This is a genomic window from Paenibacillus pinistramenti, assembly GCF_005869875.1.
Taxonomy (GTDB): domain Bacteria; phylum Bacillota; class Bacilli; order Paenibacillales; family Paenibacillaceae; genus Fontibacillus; species Fontibacillus pinistramenti.
In genome coordinates this window covers 389,641-410,384 of the sequence record NZ_VAWG01000002.1, presented here as the reverse complement: position 1 = coordinate 410,384, position 20,744 = coordinate 389,641, and the positions used below count along the sequence as shown (strand labels likewise).

General features: G+C 53.8%; 20 protein-coding genes. 17 read left to right on the top strand and 3 right to left on the bottom strand.

Features of this window, described 5'->3' with window-relative positions:
• Positions 1 to 98 precede the first annotated feature (98 nt).
• The 6 genes from FCN15_RS04635 to glsA all read left to right on the top strand — a co-directional run bounded on the left by FCN15_RS04635 (position 99) and on the right by glsA (position 4,087).
• Positions 99 to 971: an SDR family oxidoreductase gene (locus tag FCN15_RS04635; protein WP_138493802.1), complete on the top strand. Its 873-nt coding sequence runs from the start codon at positions 99 to 101 to the stop codon at positions 969 to 971.
• Between the two features lie 149 nt (positions 972 to 1,120).
• Complete coding sequence (locus FCN15_RS04630; RefSeq protein WP_238996508.1) at positions 1,121 to 1,585, top strand: GNAT family N-acetyltransferase; 465 nt, start codon at positions 1,121 to 1,123, stop codon at positions 1,583 to 1,585.
• Between the two features lie 27 nt (positions 1,586 to 1,612).
• Complete coding sequence (locus FCN15_RS04625) at positions 1,613 to 2,059, top strand: helix-hairpin-helix domain-containing protein (protein ID WP_138493801.1); 447 nt, start codon at positions 1,613 to 1,615, stop codon at positions 2,057 to 2,059.
• Positions 2,060 to 2,090: 31 nt separating this feature from the next.
• Positions 2,091 to 2,657: a histidine phosphatase family protein gene (locus tag FCN15_RS04620; RefSeq protein WP_138493800.1), complete on the top strand. Its 567-nt coding sequence runs from the start codon at positions 2,091 to 2,093 to the stop codon at positions 2,655 to 2,657.
• Between the two features lie 22 nt (positions 2,658 to 2,679).
• Positions 2,680 to 3,150, top strand: coding sequence for a DUF5412 family protein (locus FCN15_RS04615; protein WP_138493799.1), 471 nt, complete (start codon positions 2,680 to 2,682; stop codon positions 3,148 to 3,150).
• Positions 3,143 to 4,087 carry a glutaminase A gene (gene glsA, locus FCN15_RS04610; RefSeq protein ID WP_238996507.1) on the top strand — a complete coding sequence of 315 codons (945 nt, stop codon included), beginning with the start codon at positions 3,143 to 3,145 and terminating at the stop codon, positions 4,085 to 4,087. The genes FCN15_RS04615 and glsA overlap by 8 nt, the downstream gene beginning before the upstream one ends.
• Positions 4,088 to 4,178: 91 nt before the next feature.
• On the opposite strand, the gene FCN15_RS04605 is transcribed toward glsA, so the two are convergent.
• Positions 4,179 to 4,385, bottom strand: coding sequence for a DUF1657 domain-containing protein (locus FCN15_RS04605; RefSeq protein ID WP_138493798.1), 207 nt, complete (start codon positions 4,383 to 4,385; stop codon positions 4,179 to 4,181).
• Between the two features lie 169 nt (positions 4,386 to 4,554).
• On the opposite strand from FCN15_RS04605, the gene FCN15_RS04600 reads away from it, so the two are divergent.
• The 11 genes from FCN15_RS04600 to murI all read left to right on the top strand — a co-directional run bounded on the left by FCN15_RS04600 (position 4,555) and on the right by murI (position 14,544).
• Positions 4,555 to 5,415, top strand: coding sequence for a DUF421 domain-containing protein (locus tag FCN15_RS04600; protein ID WP_138493797.1), 861 nt, complete (start codon positions 4,555 to 4,557; stop codon positions 5,413 to 5,415).
• A gap of 13 nt (positions 5,416 to 5,428) precedes the next feature.
• Positions 5,429 to 5,899 carry a stage V sporulation protein AC gene (gene spoVAC, locus FCN15_RS04595; protein WP_138493796.1) on the top strand — a complete coding sequence of 157 codons (471 nt, stop codon included), beginning with the start codon at positions 5,429 to 5,431 and terminating at the stop codon, positions 5,897 to 5,899.
• 52 nt (positions 5,900 to 5,951) lie between these two features.
• Positions 5,952 to 6,962 carry a stage V sporulation protein AD gene (spoVAD, locus tag FCN15_RS04590; RefSeq protein ID WP_138493795.1) on the top strand — a complete coding sequence of 337 codons (1,011 nt, stop codon included), beginning with the start codon at positions 5,952 to 5,954 and terminating at the stop codon, positions 6,960 to 6,962.
• 694 nt (positions 6,963 to 7,656) lie between these two features.
• Positions 7,657 to 8,421, top strand: a complete 765-nt coding sequence (locus FCN15_RS04585) for a MerR family transcriptional regulator (protein WP_138493794.1) — start codon at positions 7,657 to 7,659, stop codon at positions 8,419 to 8,421.
• A 108-nt stretch (positions 8,422 to 8,529) separates the two neighbouring features.
• Positions 8,530 to 9,000, top strand: a complete 471-nt coding sequence (locus FCN15_RS04580) for a VOC family protein (protein ID WP_138493793.1) — start codon at positions 8,530 to 8,532, stop codon at positions 8,998 to 9,000.
• Positions 9,001 to 9,112: 112 nt separating this feature from the next.
• A complete protein-coding gene (locus FCN15_RS04575) occupies positions 9,113 to 9,727 on the top strand; it encodes a hypothetical protein (RefSeq protein WP_138493792.1) in 615 nt (204 codons plus the stop codon).
• 28 nt (positions 9,728 to 9,755) lie between these two features.
• Complete coding sequence (locus FCN15_RS04570; protein WP_138493791.1) at positions 9,756 to 10,244, top strand: NUDIX hydrolase; 489 nt, start codon at positions 9,756 to 9,758, stop codon at positions 10,242 to 10,244.
• A 78-nt stretch (positions 10,245 to 10,322) separates the two neighbouring features.
• Positions 10,323 to 11,027: a YjjG family noncanonical pyrimidine nucleotidase gene (locus tag FCN15_RS04565; protein ID WP_138493790.1), complete on the top strand. Its 705-nt coding sequence runs from the start codon at positions 10,323 to 10,325 to the stop codon at positions 11,025 to 11,027.
• A gap of 69 nt (positions 11,028 to 11,096) precedes the next feature.
• Positions 11,097 to 12,821 (top strand): ubiquinone-dependent pyruvate dehydrogenase, encoded by a 1,725-nt coding sequence (poxB, locus tag FCN15_RS04560; RefSeq protein WP_138493789.1) that lies wholly within the window; start codon positions 11,097 to 11,099, stop codon positions 12,819 to 12,821.
• Positions 12,822 to 13,100: 279 nt separating this feature from the next.
• Positions 13,101 to 13,745, top strand: coding sequence for an HD domain-containing protein (locus FCN15_RS04555; RefSeq protein WP_138494031.1), 645 nt, complete (start codon positions 13,101 to 13,103; stop codon positions 13,743 to 13,745).
• 25 nt (positions 13,746 to 13,770) lie between these two features.
• Entirely contained in the window at positions 13,771 to 14,544 is a 774-nt protein-coding gene (murI, locus tag FCN15_RS04550; protein ID WP_138493788.1) for a glutamate racemase, read from the top strand.
• A gap of 93 nt (positions 14,545 to 14,637) precedes the next feature.
• On the opposite strand, the gene FCN15_RS04545 is transcribed toward murI, so the two are convergent.
• Both FCN15_RS04545 and FCN15_RS04540 read right to left on the bottom strand, forming a co-directional pair.
• Positions 14,638 to 19,095, bottom strand: coding sequence for a bifunctional nitrate reductase/sulfite reductase flavoprotein subunit alpha (locus FCN15_RS04545; RefSeq protein ID WP_138493787.1), 4,458 nt, complete (start codon positions 19,093 to 19,095; stop codon positions 14,638 to 14,640).
• A 32-nt stretch (positions 19,096 to 19,127) separates the two neighbouring features.
• Entirely contained in the window at positions 19,128 to 20,360 is a 1,233-nt protein-coding gene (locus FCN15_RS04540; RefSeq protein WP_138493786.1) for a nitrate/nitrite transporter, read from the bottom strand.
• Between the last annotated feature and the right edge of the window lie 384 nt (positions 20,361 to 20,744).

Below are 20,744 nucleotides of genomic sequence, written 5' to 3'. Positions count from 1 at the left end.
AGCTTTTATTTTATAGATTAGTTGTAACCTATGCGGTTATAACATAACGTCTATGGGCTATAAGGCTGCATAAATTCAAATTCATGGAGGAATGAAAAATGAAAATGTTAGTGACAGGCGCGACAGGAAAACTCGGAAGCATGGTTGTCGAGAAGCTGCTCAAAACGGTTCCAGCGGGACAAATAGCGGTAAGCGTCCGCAATCCGGAGAAAGCGGAGAGCTTTCTGGCACAAGGAGTAGAGGTCCGGCATGGGGATTTTGATCAGCCTGAATCCTTGGACAAGGCGTTTGCCGGAATTGACCGGCTCCTGATCATCTCCGCGGATGGCGACAACGATACCCGGATCCGGCAGCATGCAAATGCGGTGGAAGCTGCTGCAAGAGCGAAAGTCGGCTTTATCGCCTACACCAGCTTGGGACGCGCAAGCGAAAGTTCGCTGTTCCTGGCTCCTGTCCATCGCTTTACGGAAGAGGCCATTTTGAAGACGGGCATCCCTTACTCCTTCCTGCGCAACAACTGGTACCTGGAAAATGAAGCTTCCGCCATCGAAGGCGTGCTGGCAGGTGCGCCTTGGGTAACCTCTGCGGGCAATGGCAGAGTAGGCTGGGCACTCCGGGCGGATTATGCGGAGGCGGCAGCAGCAGTGCTGGCAGGCAGCGGACATGACAACACGGTATATGAGCTTTCCGGCAAACCGCTCACCCAGCAGGAGCTGGTTAACGAGCTCGGCGCTGTGCTCGGAAGAGAAATTCCGGTGCAGCAGGTTGACGACAATACTTATGGCGACATCATGAACAATGCCGGCATACCGGATTTTGTCATCCCGATTCTGGTCGGCATTCAGGAAGGAATCCGCAGCGGTGCGCTCGACATTGAGAGCGGTGATCTGGAGAAGCTGCTTGGCCGCCCGGCAGCGCCGGTCAAACAAGGGCTGGAACAATTGGTTGAGCAGCTCAAGCAATCGAAATAAGTCCTACAAGCTTGCGAAGAGGACTGATCATGCCGGTTTCCCGCTGGAGGGGAACCGGTTTATTTTTTGCGCGAAGGCGGGATTTCAGCACGTTTGTATGGATTTTTTTATTATCTTAATACACAATACCTGATAGAGGAGCTGGAAAGGTGAGTTTGAACCCCGCAATCACAATCAGCCAGGCAACGGTGGAGGATTTGGAAGAGCTGTCCCGTCTATTTGATCAATACCGGATTTTTTATGGGGAGAAATCGGATGTGCCCGGAGCACGAGCCTTCTTGTTTGATAAATTTGTTCATTTGGAATCGGTTATTTTTAAAGCCCAGGATGAGCAGCCGGGCCGGCTTGTCGGATTCACGCAGCTGTATCCGGTTTATTCTTCGATCTCCATGCGCAAGTCCTGGATTTTGAATGACTTATTTGTGCTTGAGGAATTTAGGAGAAACGGGGCAGCCCGGATGCTTCTGAAGCGTGCGGCCGATTATGCGGCCCTTACCGGGGCTAGAGGAATTGAGCTCTCAACCTCCATTTCCAACGCTGCCGCACAGCGTTTATATGAAAGCCTGGGTTTTATCAAAGACGAGCACTATTTTCACTATCATCTGACCTTATAGCTGTTATCCGATTGGAGGAATACATTTATGAGTACCCTCAAAACCCCAAAGCTGGACTTATCCCCTTCCGAGCGCAAGGCTCTGCGCAGCCATAACATCCGGTTGAATGAGCTCCATACTCGGAGTGTGGAAGAGATCCGTACAATTTTGAATATAACGGAGACAAGGGCAGCTGAACTGAGAGCCTCGTCCGAATTTCAGCGTTTGCCATCAATTGGGCCCAGATTTGCGGAGGATCTGATTCGGTTAGGCTTCTGCTCGCTGGACGATTTGTCCGGACAGAATGGCGCTGAATTGTTCGACAGGCTGGAAGCTCTCGCAGGGCAGAGGATAGATCCTTGCGTGGAGGACCAGCTCAGGCTGGTCGTATTCTCGGCTGAACACCGCACAAGCGGGAAGCAGTGGTGGGATTTTACGGAAGAGCGGAAGCTCTACAGAAGCCTTCATGGGTATCCGGCTGACCGGCCCGAATAACGGAAGCGGTTCAAGAAAGGAGAGGGTACAGATGGAGACCACGCTTTATTTTGTCCGGCATGCAGATTCGCCTTATGTGGAAGGGCAGGAACGAGCAAGAGGGCTGTCCGAGCGCGGAAGGCGCGATGCTTTAACGGTTAGTGATCTGCTTGAGAATGAGGGAATAGATATTCTGATCTCTAGTCCCTATGAGAGAGCCATCCAAACGATTGCTCCTCTTGCAGCTCGGTTAAATCAAGATATACGGTCAATTGAGGATTTGCGGGAACGCCGGATGGGGCGGTTTGAACCGCTGAATTTTCAGGACGCTAAGCAGAAATTGTTTGGACAGCCGGATTTTGCATATGCTGATGGAGAGTCCAGCGTTGAGGCGCAGTCCAGAGCAGGAAATGAGCTGAAACGGCTGCTTGCGGAATACTCCGGGAAAAAGATCGTCATCGCAACCCACGGTGATATCATGACGCTGATGATGAACCTGTTCGATTCGAATTATGGTTATGAGTTCTGGGCTTCTACAACGATGCCTGATATTTATAAGTTTGTATGGAACGGACAGCAGCTGCGCGAAGCAGCCCGGCTTTGGACATCACGCGGATAACGCATTGGACGGAGGTGCCCGGATGACTCCTGACGAAGAAGAGCTGAACCTGAAACGGGATACACGAAAGATAACCAGAAGAAGCCTGCTTGCTGCCTTTCTCTTTGGCACAGCCTTTATAGGAATTGCTGTTTATTGGACCTTGCATAACGTTAATGAAGCTATGAACCGCTACCTGTGCGAAAATAAGGTGCTCAGCACGTTAGAGCAGCCAAACGGACGCCATGATCTGGTTTATTTCGAGCGGAACTGCGGTGCGACAACCGGTTTCAGCTATCAGATTTCTTTAATCAGGCACGGCGCCAGGCTTAACAGCCAGTCCGGCAATCTGTATATTTCGGATAAACCTTTCACGGCCTATTGGACGGATGGTGACGTTCTCGTCGTTCTGGAACCTGGCAGCAGGGCCTATCGGAGGAAGACCTCTTACCAGGGTGTAGCTGTTCAATACAAAGACCTATGTTCCAAACAGGGAGGTTGTGACAATGATTGAAGCGGGCGAAATGGACAGGCTGGATCATCTGCTGCCCGGGTGGGTCGATACCAGCCGGCAGGAGAGCATACACGGCAGAGTGGCAACGTATATTCCGGAGCTGTCCAAAGCCGGGCGGGATCTGCTTGGCATTCACATAATTAACGGTGAGGGTCGTATCTCCGAAGCCGGAAATACAGACCACCGATTTACGCTGCAGAGCATCTCAAAGGTTTTTACCTTGATTCTTGCCCTTATGGACCATGGGGAAGCCGCGGTGTTCTCAAAGGTCGGCAAGGAGCCGACAGGCGACAACTTCAATTCCATGATGAAGCTCGAGCTGATTCAGCCGGCTATTCCGTTTAATCCCTTGATCAACGCGGGCGCGATTGTGATCTCTTCCCTCATTAAGGGAAATACAGTAGAGGAGAAGTCGGCTCGTATCCTCCAATTCTTCAGGAAGCTTGCTGCCAACGATAAGCTCGGCTATGACGAGGACGTTTATCGTTCGGAGCGCGAAACAGGACATTTGAACCGTTCGATGGGCTATTTTCTGCTGGATAAGGGAATTCTGGAAGGGGAGGTGGAGGAGGTGCTGGAGGTGTACTTCCGCCACTGCTCGATTCAGGTGAACACAGCCGATTTGGCGCGGATGGCGCTTGTCATGGCGTTTAACGGACAGGATCCGTTATCCAAAGAGCAGCTCATTCCAAAGCGCTACGTGCAAATTGCCAAGACCTTCATGATCACCTGCGGCATGTATAACGGATCGGGTGAATTCGCCATCTGTGCGGGAATGCCTGCCAAGAGCGGTGTCTCCGGCGGGATTTTGACTTTTGTTCCGGGGCGGCTGGGAATCGGAGTGGTCGGTCCTTCGCTGAACGCCAAAGGCAACAGCATTGCAGGCGTGCATCTCCTTGAGCGGCTGTCCAAAGCGTTTGAATGGAGTATTTTCTAATACGAAGTATTCTTTGAATTAAAAAGAAGGTCCCGGACTTAAGGAGAATTCCTTAACCGGGGCCTTTTTGTGATTTTTCCAATAGAAGCTATTAGAAGCCTTTATATTGAGGCTCTTCGCTTTCCAATTGCTGTACGCGGCTGGAGACTTGGTCAATGATCATTTGCGTCTGCTGGGCAGCGTTTGTGAACAGGTCTTTAGCCTGCTGGTTTTGTGTGCCGAGAGCAAAGGTCTCAAGGCTGGCTTGGGCGCTCTTCAGAGAAGCTACGCAAGTCTTGACTTGTGAGGATACCGTCATCAAATTCACCTCCAAACTTGGCTTGAAATGAAGCAACGTTTACTAATTTGGTGCTCCAGCCGAGAAAATATTCACTTCGTTTATTCAATCCTGCTGCATAAAAAAATCCATTCTGGCCATAATTCCAATGATCTTTGTTTACCTGGATATTGAAGGAGGTTTATTTTGTATGCCCCAATGGCTGGAAATCATCGTCCGGACACTGGTCACGATCGTCTTCCTGTTCCTTCTTACGCGCCTGCTTGGGAAGAGGCAGATTTCACAGTTATCTTTCTTTGAATACATTACCGGGATAACAATCGGGGACATTGCTTCTTCCATCTCGCTTGATGTGCATGAGAAATGGTACCTGGCTGCCATCTCGCTGACCGTATGGGTTCTTATCTCTTTGGGTATCGAATTTCTGCAGCTGAAGAGCCAGAGAGTCCGCGGATGGATTGACAGTAAGAGTACCGTGCTGATTAATGACGGCAAAGTCATGGAAGATAATATGAAGAAAGAACGGCTGACCAACGAAGAGCTGCTTGAACAGCTGCGGAAGAAGAGCGTGTTTCAGCTTGCGGAGGTCCAGCATGCCGTCATGGAGCCCAACGGGGAGATCAATGTCCTGCTGAAGAAGGAATACCAGCCGCTCAAGCCGGCCGATCTTGGCATCAAAGTTGCGCCGGAGGCCGAACCGCAAACCGTCATTCTGGACGGAAAAATCATGGAAGAACCGCTCGCTACCGCCGGCTTCAACCGCCGCTGGCTGAACCGGGAGCTGGAGAAGCTTGGCGTGTCCGTCGACAATGTGTTCATTGGCCAGGTAGACAGCTACGGGCAGCTGTATGTGGATGTTTTTGACGATAAGCTTAAAGTTCCAGAGCCTCAGGAGAAGCCTTCTCTGCTGGCAACACTGAAGAAGTGCGAGGCTGATCTTGAAATGTTTGCTCTATCCACCCAGGACCATGCTGGCAAGTCGATGTACGAGAAGTGCTCGCAGGAGATGCAGAAAGTAATTGAGGGCATCAGGCCCCTGCTGATCAGTTAGGAGGAACACCGGTATGGCAAATAAGAAAAAGAAGAAGCTGACACCTGTTCAGCAGGAATACCAGGCGCTTGCCACGCGGATTGAGCCCAAGCGGCCTGTAGCAGTTAACTGCCTGCGCGCTTTCGTATCCGGCGGCATCATCTGCGTCATTGGCCAAGCCATAGAGGAGATGTTTGTCCGCTGGGGCGGATTCGACCATAAATCGGCGGCCGGTCCCACGGTGGCAGTGCTTATCCTGATCTCGATCATTCTGACGTGCTTGGGTGTCTACGATAAAATCGCCCAATGGGCGGGTGCCGGTACGGCTGTGCCCGTTACAGGCTTTGCCAACTCGATGTCGTCAAGTGCCCTGGAGCACAGGGCGGAAGGGATGGTGCTGGGTGTCGGGGCAAGCATGTTCCAATTGGCCGGTTCGGTCATCGTATTTGGCGTCGCAGCCGCCTTTATCATTGGTATCATTCATTTCATTGTGGACATGGTATAACATAGGTTTGGTTTGTTGTTAACATGGCAAAGAAGCAAGGGAGGAACGCCGAATGCTTAAGGGGCACCAAAGCTGGATATTTGAGAATAAGCCGGCGATTCTGTCTACAGCGACCATTGTAGGGCCGTTTGAAGGCCAGGGCCCGCTGGTTGAGGATTTTGATACTATTCACGGGGACTTAACGCTTGGGCAGGACAGCTGGGAGAAGGCCGAGAAGACACTGATTGAGGAAGCAGCTAACAAAGCGATCATGAAATCAGGGCTGACGAAGGAGCAGATCCATTTTTATTTCGGCGGCGATCTGATGAATCAGATTATCAGCAGCAGCTTCTCTGCGCGAACGCTTGCAATTCCTTATTTCGGCATGTTCGGGGCGTGTTCAACCTCAATGGAGACTTTGGCCATGAGTGCCTATGTCGTCAATTCCGGCGGAGCGGAGTATGTGCTGGCGGCGACGGGCAGCCATAATGCGAGTGCTGAAAAACAGTTCCGCTATCCGACCGAATACGGTTCGCAGAAGCCGCCGACCGCCCAGTTCACGGTGACCGGAGCCGGAGCGGCTGTCGTATCGAGGGAAGGCTACGGACCGGTTGTCACTTCAGCGACAATCGGGCGGGTCATTGATATGGGCATCACTGACCCGTTCAATATGGGCGCTGCCATGGCGCCTGCCGCGGTCGATACGATTGAAGCCCATTTCCGCGATCTTCAAATTGAACCGGGCTATTATGACCTGATTGTGACCGGAGATCTGTCCAAAGTCGGATACTCGATTGCTAACGAGCTGTTTGAGAAGCATAACTTCCCGATCAAGCAGACAAATTATCAGGACTGCGGCATGATGATTTATAACTATGAGACCCAATCCGTCCAGGCCGGCGCAAGCGGCTGCGGCTGCTCTGCGGTTGTGACATACGGCCATCTGCTCAACCGGATGCACCGCGGCGAAATCAACCGCCTGCTGGTGGTCGCAACCGGCGCCCTCCTGTCGCCGCTGTCGTTCCAGCAGGGGGAGAGCATCCCCTGCATCGCCCATGCGGTGGCGATTGAGGCCGGGCGGTAAGGTCGTTCGGCTGCATGGCCGGAGAAGGAGAAAATTACTTGAGAGAGTCCAGTCAAAGAAGCTCCATTCCCATTTGTGGAAATGGAGCTTCTTTCTGTGAGGCAGTAGAGGTGTAATAATGGTAAATACAAAATATTGCTCCGTGAGTTCGCTCCGTGAGTTCATCCGCACTCTTCTCGTATTCTCGTATTTCATACGCCATACACAACCTTTTTTGCTGGATATTAAAGGAGATTAATTATGCTAAATATTCAGGTTGCAGCAGGTGAAAACTACTGGGCTTCGTTCGAGTTCAATTCACCTGCTCTTGAGAAGGAAATCGAACAATTAGAGTCTGATTTGAAATAGTCCTGCCCAAGGAATACTAAGAGTCCTTAAAAATTCATAATGGAGCTAAGTTATTCGACAATGGGTATGGTGAATGTACCCGGATATTCAGTATTGATGAAGTATATGATGTTGCTAATTTCATGCCTGAGATTTCGTCCAGCCTTTTGCCATTTGCTTCTTACCCTTCAATTAAATTCTACCTAGGCTTAACTAGAGAAGATAAATATATAAGATAAATATATATTTTTTCACGAAGCTAGCCCCGAAAGATAATTTTCCGAAAAATTCTCTTTGACCTTCACGCAGCGTCAAGCTGTAAGATTTGAACTGCAGGCAAGATAAGCACGATAAGGAGGTGGACTGGTTGGAATACACGGTACAGGGGCTTGGAAGGCTGGCAGGAGTCAGCACCCGGACGCTCCGCTACTATGATGAAATAGGGCTACTAAAGCCTGCGGGGCTGACAGAGTCCGGGTACCGGCTGTACGGACAAACCGAGGTCGACCGGCTGCAGCAAATTTTATTTTACAGAGAGCTGGGGGTTGGACTGGAGAGGATCAGAGCCATATTGGATGATCCGTCTTTTGACCCGGCCCGGGCGCTCAGGGAACACCGCGAGCAGCTCCTGAACCGGAGACGGCAGGTGGATCAGCTGATCACAAATGTAGAGAAGACGATTGCCCAAAGAGAGGGGAGAATGGAAATGACGGACAAGGAGAAATTTGAAGGCTTCAAGGATCAAATGATTGAGGAGAATGAGCGGAAGTTCGGCAGAGAAATCCGGGAGCAGTACGGGGATCAGGCGGTTGAGGCATCCAACGCCAAGCTGAAGGGCATGAGCCCGCAGGAGATGGGAGAAGCGGAGAGGCTGGCAAAAGAATTGGCTGGCTTACTGGCGGAAGCCGTCAAGACAGGAGACCCGGGCGGCGAGCTTGGACAGCAGGCGGCGGAGCTTCATAAGCGGTGGCTGATGTTTTACTGGCCTGAGTACAGCAGGAAAGCTCACGCCGGACTGGCTGACCTGTACGTGAATGACGAGCGTTTTACTGCTTACTACGACAAGGAGCAGCCTGGAACAGCCGCTTTTCTGCGGGATGCCATTCATATTTATACAGGAGTGAACCAATAAGCGGGCAAGCAGCGATTAAAGCAGGATTTTGCCATCCGGCCTCGAAGTAATGTAAACGCAACCATTATGCAAAATCACTCATCCATTACGCTGCGAGGAGGAAATGCAATGAGCACATCTAGTGAAACCGGGCTCCTTGGGACTCAAGTTGTAACGCAAATCGGATTCATCGTTAAAGACATCGAACAGGTATCAGCAGCCTACGCGGAATTTCTCGGGGTAGAGAAGCCAAAGTGGTTCTGGACCGACCCGGCAGAAATTGCCCAAACGGAATACAAGGGAGACAGCTGTCCGGCGCGCGCCAAGCTTGCCTTCTTCGATTGCGGCCAGCTGCAGATTGAACTGATTGAGCCGGATGAGCATCCCAGCGTCTGGCGGGATTTTCTGAATGAGCATGGCGAGGGGCCTCACCATATTGCGTTTGTCATCAAGGGGATGAAGGAGAAAGTTCTCCAGCTCGATGGCAAAGGCTTCCCGCTCCTTCAAAAAGGCGAATATACCGGCGGGCGTTACGCGTACATGGATACCTCCAAAGAACTGAAGGTTCTCGTCGAATTACTGGAGAACGATTCGGATTAATCTCTTCACCTGCAGCCTGCAGCTTTGGCTGCAGGTTTTCTTTTTTGCAGCGATATAAAAGTTCCCGGCCAAAAATGCTATAATCAGGAAAAAGGCGAAGGAGGCGTCCGGTATGCGTCAAAGCACGATTTCAATGCCTTCGGCGTGGGGGCGGAATGCCGCGCACCGTTATTTTGCAGGGGACGGGGATACGCTGGTGGTGCTATTTCCGGGACTGGCTTATTCCTGCGACCTTCCGCTGCTGCATTATGCGGCCCAATGCGCCCTTGAGCACCGGCATAGTGTGCTGCAGCTGGAGTACGGGTTTCAAAGCGCCAGAACGTCCTTTAATCCGGGAGATCTGAATATTTTACTGTATGAATGCAAGCACGCTGTGGATCAGATCCGCGATAAATACCGGCAGCTCATATTTATAAGCAAGAGCCTGGGAACGCTGGTGGCCGGGCAGATCGGCGAGATGCAGGGCGGGACAGGCGTGCGGCAGCTCTTTGTGACTCCGGTTGATGATACGCTGCCTTATATTGAATCCATGGAATGTACGGTTATTTACGGAACGGGCGACCCTTTGTTCAGCCGGGCCAGCGTTCAAGCGGCCGAAAAGGCGGGGAAAGCTCTGCTCTGCCCGGTTGAAGGCGCCGACCACGCGCTCGCGCTTGGTTCTGTTGAGGAGTCGCTGCGGGTGCTGCGTGAGACCTGTGTCCTTTACGACCGTTTTTTTGCAGGATAAATTTGATAGTGGAGAGGAAGGACAGGTTATGTTATCCAGACTGATCCGCAAACTTCCGAACCGCTGGCTGGTCTGGATGTACGTTCATTTTCCCGGTAAAGGGCTGAAAGACTGGATGGTTTATCGGTCGCAGGCCAAGTTTCTGATGGCGGTTCTGGCGGTCGTGACCAATGAGAAGGGCGAAATTTTGCTGCTGAGGCACACTTACCGGAAGGAGCCTTGGGGAATTCCCGGAGGCTGGATGCAGTATGAGAGTCCGAAGCGGGCGCTCGAACGTGAAATTTATGAGGAGACTTCCTTCAAAGTAAAGGCCCTGGGGGAGGCCATCCCCATTTATGCCGAGAAGCCGCACCGCATTGAACTCCTCTACCGGGCCCGGCTCATCTCCGGTACCTTCAAGCCGAATGAGGAAATATCGGAATGCCGCTTCTGCCGGTTCGGAGAGTGGCCGGAGGGGCTGCCGGACAGCCAGATTCAGCTGATTCGGATTGCTTTAGGGAAGCATGACCACGATTGACAACACAAGAACATAAGAACATAAGAACAGAAGAACACAAGAACAGAAGAACATAAGGAGAAGGAGACTATACTGCCCATGGGAAAATACACAACGATCTTATTTGACGCAGACGATACGCTGTTTGATTATGTCCAGTCCGAAACCTACGCTTTGGCCAAAACCTTTGAAGAGGCAGGGATTGAAGGGTCGGAGCAGCTGACTGCCAGCTACAAAATGATCAACAGCCAGCTGTGGAGAGATTTGGAGCAGGGGCTGATCAAAATCGGCGAGCTGCGGACCGAACGGTTCAGAAGGCTGATGGAGCACGAGCAGCTTGTGATTCAAATGAATGCGGACGAGCTTAGCGGAGCTTATGTGCGTTATTTGGGCGAAGGCTTCTTTCTGATTCCGGGCGCAGTAGAGCTCTGCCGGTACCTGGGGGAGAACGGTTACCGGATGGCGATTGTGACGAACGGAATCCGCGAAGTGCAGCTCAGCCGGATTGCCGGCTCGGATCTGCGGGAGACGTTTGAGGAGATCATCGTGTCCGAGGAGACGGGGTATCAGAAGCCGCAGACTGGATTTTTCGATTATGCGTTCAAGAAGCTGGGGCTTACAGAGGCAGACAAGGAATCTGTGCTGGTTGTGGGCGACTCTCTCACTTCAGACATTCAGGGCGGGATCAACTACGGAATCGACACCTGCTGGTATAACCCGAAAGGGAAGCCGAACACGCTGGCTGTTTCGCCGAAATATGAAATTAAGGAGCTGAGCGAGCTGATTCCGCTGGTGACCGGTTAACCCGGCAGGAGAATAAGCCCAGCTGCGGCAAGGAATACTATCAGCACCAAGCTAAGGAGTGGAAGGCCTATGAGAACCATTGCAGAAGCTGTTGTTGAGGTGCTGATTAAAGCAGGTGTAAAAAGAATTTATGGCATCGTCGGGGACTCCTTGAATAACATGCTCGATGCCATCCGCAAGAATGGACAGATCGAGTGGATCCATGTCCGCCATGAGGAAGTGGCTGCCTTTGCTGCCGGGGCGGAGGCCCTGCTCGAAGGCAGTCTTGCGGTGTGCGCAGGCAGCAGCGGTCCGGGCAATCTGCACTTGATCAACGGCCTTTATGACTGCAACCGGAACCGCGTGCCCGTGCTGGCCATAGCGGCGCATATCCCGAGCGACGAATTCGGCACCGAGTATTTCCAGGCGACACACCCGGAGCAGATCTTTGCCGAGTGCAGCCATTACTGCGAAGTCATTACGACGCCGCGGCAGATTCCCAGCATCGTGACTATCGCGATCCAGCAGGCGATTGCGAACAAGGGCGTGTCGGTCATCGTCCTTCCGGGGGATGTGGCCGGGCTGGCAGCGGAGAAGAATCCCATTCCGGAGCAGGTCAGCCATAACAGCCATCCCCTTGTATATCCCTCGGAAGCCGAGCTGGAGAAGCTTGCTGCTTATCTCAATAACGGGAAGCGGATTACTCTGTTCTGCGGGGCAGGCTGCAGGGATGCTCATGCCGAGCTGATGGCCTTGTGCAACCGGCTGAAATCGCCGATGGTGGCGGCGCTGCGGGGCAAGGAATTTTTAGAGTTCGACAACCCCTATTATGTTGGCTTAACCGGCCTGATCGGTTATTCCTCCGCCTACCATGCGATCATGGACTGCGATGTGCTGCTGATGCTGGGGACGGATTTTCCGTACAGGCAGTTCTATCCCGAGCACGCTGCCGTGCTTCAGGTAGATATTAATCCGTCCCATCTCGGCAGGCGGACGCATGTGGCTTACGGGGTCTGCGGCGATGTACGGTTAACGGTAGAGCGTCTGCTTCCTTATCTCACCGGAGAACGCGATCCTTCTCATCTGCAGCAATACGTGACGCAGTACGCGAAAGTTCGGGAGGACCTGGACGCGCATGCGGCAGGGAAACCTGGCAGAACGCCTATTCATCCTCAATACCTGGCGAAGCTGGTCAGCGATCTTGCCAGTGAGGATGCCATGTTCACCTGTGATGTCGGTACGCCTACCGTCTGGTCCGCCCGTTATTTGCAGATGAACGGGAAGCGGAGGCTGCTCGGTTCTTTCAACCATGGAACGATGGCGAACGCGCTGCCGCAGGCCATTGGCGTCCAGGCGGCGCAGCGCGGGAGGCAGGTCGTGTCCCTGTGCGGTGACGGCGGTCTCGCTATGCTGATGGGGGATCTGCTGACCCTGAAGCAGTACAACCTGCCGGTTAAAGTCGTTGTCTTCAACAACGGCGCGCTTGGATTTGTGGAGCTGGAGATGAAAGCGGCCGGCTTTCTCGAAACCGGCACAACGCTTGTGAATCCGAATTTTGCGGAGGTGGCAGCCGCAATGGGGATTACCGGAATACGAGTCGAGGACCCTGCCGACCTGGAGCAGGCGGTTGCAAGAGCGTTTCGGGAGGAAGGGCCGGTTCTGCTGGATGTCGTTGTGAACCGCCAGGAGCTGTCGATGCCGCCCAATATTACGTTCAAGCAGGCCCAGGGCTTTAGCTTGTGGATGATGAAGGCCGTGCTGAGCGGCCGCGGCGATGAGCTGATTGAGCTGGCCCGGACAAACCTGATTCATTAGGGCTCCGAGAAGGCGATGGCACCGACCGGGATAGACCGGGATAGACCGGGGAGCAGCGAGGGCGGTTTCTGGCATTCTGCTCTGTAAGGGCTTATTTTCTTTCATGGAAAATAAGGCCCTTTTTTCATTTTGGGCGCCGGCATAGGCGACAAAAGGTTTCTCTCTCCCTCATTTTGCGTTAATATGGATAACAGTGGTTTTCCCGTGCGTACTCTGCATGCTTTTATTAGTTTAAACAAGCCATAGAAGGGGGGATGGCGAGGCGTGGAACGGCATAAAATGATTCTGGAACAAGCCGAGCGTTTTGTACAGGATACTCTGGGCTCCGACCGGAGCGGCCATGACTGGTGGCATATTTACCGGGTTCGGAGAATGGCGCTGGAGCTCGCCGCGCTGGAAGGCGCTGACCTCTTCGTCTGCGAGCTTGCCGCCCTGCTGCATGACGTGGCGGATGAGAAGCTCAATGCCAGCAAAGAGGCCGGACTGGAGAAGGTGAGCAGCTGGCTTAAGCGTCACCTGGATGATCCCCAGGACGAACCGGTCATTTTGCATGTGATGTCGATTATCTCCACGATGTCTTATAACGGCGGCAAGAATCCGCCTGTAACAACGCTGGAGGGCAAGGTCGTGCAGGACGCAGACAGGCTGGACGCGATCGGAGCTGTCGGCATTGCGCGAACCTTCGCCTATGGCGGCTCGAAAGGGCGTTCGATTCATGAGCCCGGCCGGGATTTTTCAGAGAATGGATACCGGAGTGAGGAGAACACAACGGTGCACCATTTTTACGACAAGCTGCTGAGGCTCAAGGATTTGATGAATACCGAGCATGCCCGCAGGCTGGCTGAGAACCGGCACCGGTTTATGGAGCAGTTTCTGGATCAGTTCTACAAGGAATGGGAAGCGCTCGACGGCAGGGATGCTTAATTAATAACAGACACAGGTGATATGAGTGAGAATTGCTTTTTTTGATTCAGGCATTGGCGGCATTACCGTACTGCACGAAGCGATGAGAAAGCTGCCTGCCGAGGATTTTCTATATTTTGCAGATACGTTGCACGTTCCTTACGGTTCGAAGACCTTGGAGGAAGTGAATCATTACGTCAAGGAATCCGTTCATACGATTATGCAGGAAGAGATCAAAGCGCTTGTTGTGGCCTGCAATACCGCTACCAGTGCGGCGATTGGCGAGCTGCGGCAGATGTATTCGATTCCGATCATCGGCATGGAGCCTGCGGTCAAGCCAGCCGTAGCCAAAAGCCTCGAGGAGGGCCGCCGGGTGCTGGTGTTTGCCACTCCGCTTACTTTAAGCCAGTCCAAATATACGGATCTTGTTGCCCGGGTGGATGATCATTCGATCGTGGATTCTTTTCCGCTGCCTGAACTGGTGCAGTACTGCGAGAACCTGAACTTTGATCCGGAGGAAATCGGCCAATATTTCAAAGCCAAGCTGGCGCCTCTTGATCTCAGCCAATACGGGACGGTGGTTCTGGGCTGCACGCACTATCCTTATTATCGAAAAATCCTCCATGACCTGCTGCCCCCGCATATCGAGCTGATCGACGGAAGCCACGGCACCGTCAAGAGGCTGATTACGGTCATGAGGGAGCAGAACCTCCTGGGCAGCCAGGGAACGAATGACATTAAATTCATCTGTTCGGGCTCTCAAATGGAGTATGTAGACAAAATGAAGCAGGCACTGGCCTTTCTGCAGAACGGACAATAAAAAAATACAGGGCTGATGAGCACCCCGCAGGCCTGAATAGGCAAAAAAGTAGACGCAAACGCCGTCCGGCATTTCGTCTACTTTTTATTATTTTCAATATACATCCCTCACATAGCGCTTGCTCTGCTTAAGCTGGTTCACATAACCGGCGGCTTGATCTGCCTCCATGCTCCCGTACTGCTGAACGATCTTAAGCAGCGCCTCATCGACGGACTGCGCCATCTGGCCGGCATCCCCGCATACATAAAGGAACGCGCCTCCATCAATCCAGCTCCAAAGGTCGGCACCCTGCTCCGCCATCCGGTGCTGCACATAAACCTTCTCTTCCTGATCCCGGCTAAAGGCCGTGTCCAGCCGGTGCAGCAGGTTCCTCATCCGGTATTCTTCCAGCTCGGCCTTATAATAATAATCCGTTGCCGCATGCTGCTCCCCGAAAAATAACCAGCTGCGGCCGGCCGCGCGCACGGCCTCCCGCTCCTGCAGGAATCCCCGGAAGGGGGCAATGCCCGTTCCCGGGCCGATCATAATGATATCCTTGGAAGGATCGGCCGGCGGCCGGAAGCGGGGATTCCGCTGGATAAAGACCGGAACCTCTCCGCCCGGAGGCACCAGGTCGGCGAGATAAGTGGAGCAAACCCCTTTGCGCCATCTGCCCTTATGCTCATAGCGGACAGTGGAGACGGTAATATGCACTTCACCAGGATACCGCCTGGAGCTGGAGGATATGGAATACAGTCGGGGCTGCAGCGGACGGAGCTGCTGAACCCATTTGTCCGCAGACAGTCCGCTAGCCGGGAATTCCTGCAGCAGGTCCAGCAGCCGGGTCTCGCGCAGCCACTGAGCCTGCTCCTCCGCGTTCATGGTCCCGAGCAGCCGATCCAGGCTTTGGTCCACGGAATGGTTCACGGAATGGTTCATGGAATGGTTCACGGAATGGTTCATGGAATGAACCCTTAGCTCATCAAGCATGCCCGGCGTAATCCGGTGGATGTCACAGCGGTGAAGGAGCGCTTCGGCAAGGGTCATGGAGTGACCGTTGACTTGAACTGGGCTGAGTCCGTCTAATCTAGCCAGCCGGATCAGTTCCTCCACAAGTTCCGGGCAGTTCGACGGCCAGACGCCAAGCGCATCTCCCGCCTGGTAGGTTAACCCGCTGCCGCTCAGATCAAAGACATACTGCCGGGTTTCTTTGCGGGAACCCGGTTCGCTCAGCAGCCGGTTGAGCAGCAGGCGGGCCGGAAACGGATGGGCCCGGTCATACCCGCCGGATGGCTCGGCTTCCCTGGACAGTGCGGCAGCAGCCTGGAGGTTTCCTGGCAAGGTGCCACCGGGTTCTTGTTGCAGCGACAATTCTGCTGGCTTGGCTTCCGGTGCGGAGATAAGCGGTATAACAGCCTCCAGCCATTGTTCGACATCAGCCATATATTCGCTGTCACAGCAGGTACATTCCAGCAGCCGTGCTGCGCCAAGCTCACTTAATCTGCTGTCCAGATTCTTCCCAAATGCGCAGAAGGTTTCGTAGCTCGAATCACCGAACGCAAGCACGGCATATTTCAGAGAACCGAGAGACAGACCGACGGCAGAATGACCCGATTGAATGGATTTAATAGATTGAATGGATTTAATAGATTGAGTGGATTGAATGGAATGAATGGATTTAATAGATTGTATGGATTGAATGGCCTGGAAAAAGGCCTGCCCCTGATCCGGCGGATCTCCCGCACCAAACGTGCTGACTGCAAACAAGACAAGGGGATGCTTCGTCAATTCTTCCGGCGTGACCGCATCCATTCCGGCAAGCGTTACACTGATGCCTTTCTCCCGCAGACTGCCAGCCGAGTAGTTCGCCGCCTCTTCCGCATTGCCCGTCTGCGAGGCCCAGACGATGAGAACAGGCTGAACCGGAGCGGCGAGGGAAGCCGGGCGGGAAGCATCAGAGAAGGAAGCGGAGAGACCAGAGGAAATGGAGGAAGTGACGGAACCGCCAGAACCACCAGAACCACCAGAACCACCAGAACCACCAGAACCACCAGAACCACCAGAACCACTGGCATAACCGGCAGCGACAGAGCTGCCGGAACGATCGGAACCATCGGAACAGTCGGAATCATAGGAACCGTAAGAACCATCAGAACGAACAAAACCCTCATCATCCCCTGACGCGCCAAAATCCTTGGAGTAGATCCCGGCAAGCAGCCCGTTTACCCAAGCCCGCTTCACAGGCTCTAAATCAGCCGAATGCGGCAACACCGGAATCCTGGACGGGGAGCCATTGCTTTCAATAGCCTGCAGGAAGCCGGAGAGATAAGCCTGCTCATGCTCGGCAAGCTCGATCTTCTCAGGCAGAGAAGAGGGAAGTCCCAGCAAGCTGCTGAGGATTGCCGCTTGCTTCGCCCCGGCTGCCGCAGGAGCCGAAGGCTGCATTTTTGCTTTGGCCAGCGACACGCTGCAGTGCTTCAGCTCGGGCTGCAGGGAGATCGAGTCCACCGCATCATTGGTCACTTCGTTAATGGCAAGCTGGCTTCCGTACCTGTCATTCCAATGGATAGGTGCAAAGCAGCTGCCCGGCTGTACGCGGTCTGTAATCACAGCCGGGAGCACTGCGCGTCCTCTCCGTGATGTCAGCTCCACAGAGTCTCCCTCCTGCAGGCCGAGATGTTCAGCGTCAGCGGGATGAATTTCGAGAAAAGGGCCCGGATTCAGCTTGTTCAGCTTGGCCACTTTGCCTGTCTTGGTGAGCGTGTGCCACTGATGCTGAACCCTGCCGGTATTCAGAACGAAAGGGTATTCGTCGTCAGGCAGCTCCGCTGGCGGAAGGAAAGGACGCGCCCAGAACACGGCGCGGCCCTGTCCGGCAGGGAAGCGGAGCGATTCAGGTCTGCCGTCCCGGGACGGCTTGCGGTAACGGATGGGATTGCGCCTCTGCGGAGCTTCCGGACCGCACGGCCACTGCACCGGACCTTCCCTGAGCATGGAGTAGTCTGCGCCTCTCAAATCGTAACCCGTGGCCGGATTCCATGCCTTCTGAATTTCGGCATAGACTTCACTCGCCGAGCGGTAGCCGAACGCCTCGGTATAGCCCATGGCGCAGGCAACCCGAGCGATAATCATCCAGTCGGGCATGGCGTCGCCCGGCGGCTCAACCGCCTTTTGCATCAAGGTCATATTCCGTTCCGAATTGATCATGACGCCTTCGCCTTCCGCCCACAAAGCGGCGGGCAGCATGATGTCTGCATACGGGCTGGTTTCCGTCTCGCTGAACGCATCCTGGGTAATGACCAGCTCAGCTGCCATCAGGCTCTCGATGACCTTCCGCCGGTTGGGAACCGTTGCAGCCGGGTTCGTACAAATGATCCAGCAGGCTTTGATGTCTCCTGCACGCATTCGTTCGAACATGGAGACCGTTCCCGGCTGAAGCTCCGGACGAAGCGAGCCTTGGGGAAGGCTCCACAATTCTTCAATCCGGAAGCGGTCCTGCTCTTCCAGCAAGGAACGCTGGCCCGGCAGCCCGGGGCCCATGTAGCCCATTTCCCGGCCGCCCATGGCGTTGGGCTGGCCGGTGAGGGAAAAGGGCCCGCTGCCCGGCCGGCAGATGTCGCCGGTTGCCAGATGCAGGTTGCAGACCGCGTTGGTTTGCCAGGTCCCATGGGTGCTTTGGTTCAGACCCATGGTCCAGAGCGACATCCAGTTAGCCGAGCTGCCGATCCAATCCGCAGCTCTCCGGAGATCTTCCTCAGGTATTCCCGTCCAGGCTTCTACCTGCTCCGGACGGTAATCCTCAAGAAACTGCGGCATCGACTCGAAGCCGGTCGTGCAGCTCGCAATAAAGGCTTCGTCGATCTGCCCCTGCTGAACAAGCAGGTGAAGCAGGCCGTTCAGGAAGGCCAAATCGGTCCCGGGCTGTATCGGCAGGTAGAGATCGGCTTTGTCTGCCGTAGCCGTCCGTCTGGGGTCAACGACGATCAGCTTGGCGCCGGCTTTCACCCGGTCCATCATGCGAAGGAACAGGATCGGATGGCAGTCGGCCATATTGGCGCCCATAACGAGGAATAAATCTGCCTGATCAATGTCCTCATAGGAGCCCGGCGGCCCGTCGGCGCCCAGCGACAATTTATAGCCGCTGGCCGCGCTGGCCATGCAGAGCCTTGAATTGGCTTCGATATTGTTCGTGCGGATGAACCCTTTTGCCAGTTTGTTAATTAAATATTGAGCTTCAAGCGACATTTGGCCGGATACATAAAAAGCAATGGAGTCAGGCCCATGCTCCTGCAGGATCCGCTTCAGCCGGCTGGCTGTCTCCTGGATTGCATAGTCCATCTGGGCGGCTTCGGGCTCTGAATCCCGCGAGCGCCGGATGTAAGCGGAGGACAGGCGGTCCGGAGCTGTCAAGGGGATGGCAGCCGTGCTGCCTTTGGTACACAGCCGCCCATAGTTGGACGGATGGGCCGGATCCCCTTTTATCCGGACAACTTTATTGTCTTCCACCTCCATAAGAATTCCGCAGCCGACCCCGCAATAAGGGCATACGCTTCGCACTTGATTGGTACTCATCAGTCATCACCACCTGGAGCAAAGGTTTTGGGTTAGAGGTTGACGCCGGTCTGTGTGCGTGCCCAGGACTTTTTCCAGGAACGGGTAACAGCGAAGAAGATGAGGGTGGTTAGAAGAACGATGGAGCCGACAACCAGGAATCCTGTCTCCTGCGAACCGGTGGCCTGCTTAAGCGGCCCGAGCACGTATGAAGGCAGAAGATAGCCGCCCAGACCGCCGGCTGCGCCTACGATCCCTGTTACCACACCGATTTCGCTCGAGAAGCGCTGCGGAATAATTTGAAAGACGGAACCGTTCCCCATTCCGAGGCTGGCCATCATGACGCTGGTATAGATCAGCATTACAATAAACGAGCTGGGCATGGAAGCAATCGCAAACGCAGAGACGGTAATGACGCTGAAGAGAATAAGCAGCAGGCGGATGCCGCCAATCCGGTCAGCAATCCAGCCGCCGATCGGCCGGAAGAAGCTTCCAGCGATTACGGTAATGGTGACGAGGTAGCCGACCTGAATTTTGCTCAAACCGTCTGGGTGAACGTTATCTCCGTAGATATCGTAGAAGAAAATGTTGGCATAGTTGGCGAAACCGACAAAGCCGCCGAAAGTGATTGCGTAGAACATGGAGAACCACCAGGTGTCCGCATGCTTGAAGACGCTGAGATATTCCTTGAGCGATTTGGGAGCCGGAGCGTTAGGAGCATCTTTGACCAGAACCGCGAAGACGATCATGATGATGACCAATGGAATCAGGGCAAGGCCGAATACGCTGTGCCAGCCGTAAGCCTGGGCGATGTGCGGGCCGAAGAAGGTTGCCAGGGCGGTTCCGCTGTTGCCGGCTCCGGCGATGCCCATCGCGAGCCCTTGATACTGCGGCGGATACCAGCGGCTGGCGAGCGACAGGGCGACGGCGAAGCTTGCTCCGGCGAAGCCGAGCAGAAACCCGATCATATGAACCTGGAGAAGGCTGGTTCCGCCAAGCCATCCCCAAAGCAGCGGGATAATCGTGAGGGACATCCCCGTCAGCCCGGCTTTCTTGCAGCCGATCCGGTCAGCCAAAATGCCCATCGGGATGCGAAACACGGAGCCTCCAAGCACAGGGATCGCGACCATGGCGGCTTTCTGCGTATCGCTTAAACCAAAGTCCTTGGTAATGTAGAGGGATAGTGCCCCGCACATTACCCAAATCATAAAGCTTACATCAAAGTACAGGAAAGCTGACAATAAACTGGGAAAATGACCTGCTTTACGAAAATTTTGTGCCTTCATCTCCAAACTCCTCCTTGTTTTCTCTGTAATGGGATGTTCATTTTGCAACCGATAAAAAAAGCCGACCAATCTAACCCGTTTAGTAACGGATTTGATTCATCGGCTTCGTTGCCAAACCCAGACACGTCATTGTGACTGGCTTTTCTTATTTACTTTAGTAAATCTCCATCCTTGCGAGGCCGTACAGCATTGTACAGGGGAACCGTCGCAAACTTTGCAAGACAGCTTAAATCTTTAATGACAATATACGGGTGTTTTAATTTTGTGTCAATATTTTTAACATCAATTTTCGGAAAAAAGCTAATTTACTGAAAAATCACTCAACTGTGTAAGGTAATATGACACATAGGACGGAAGACGGGTGAGAAATTGCGTGCCTTAGGG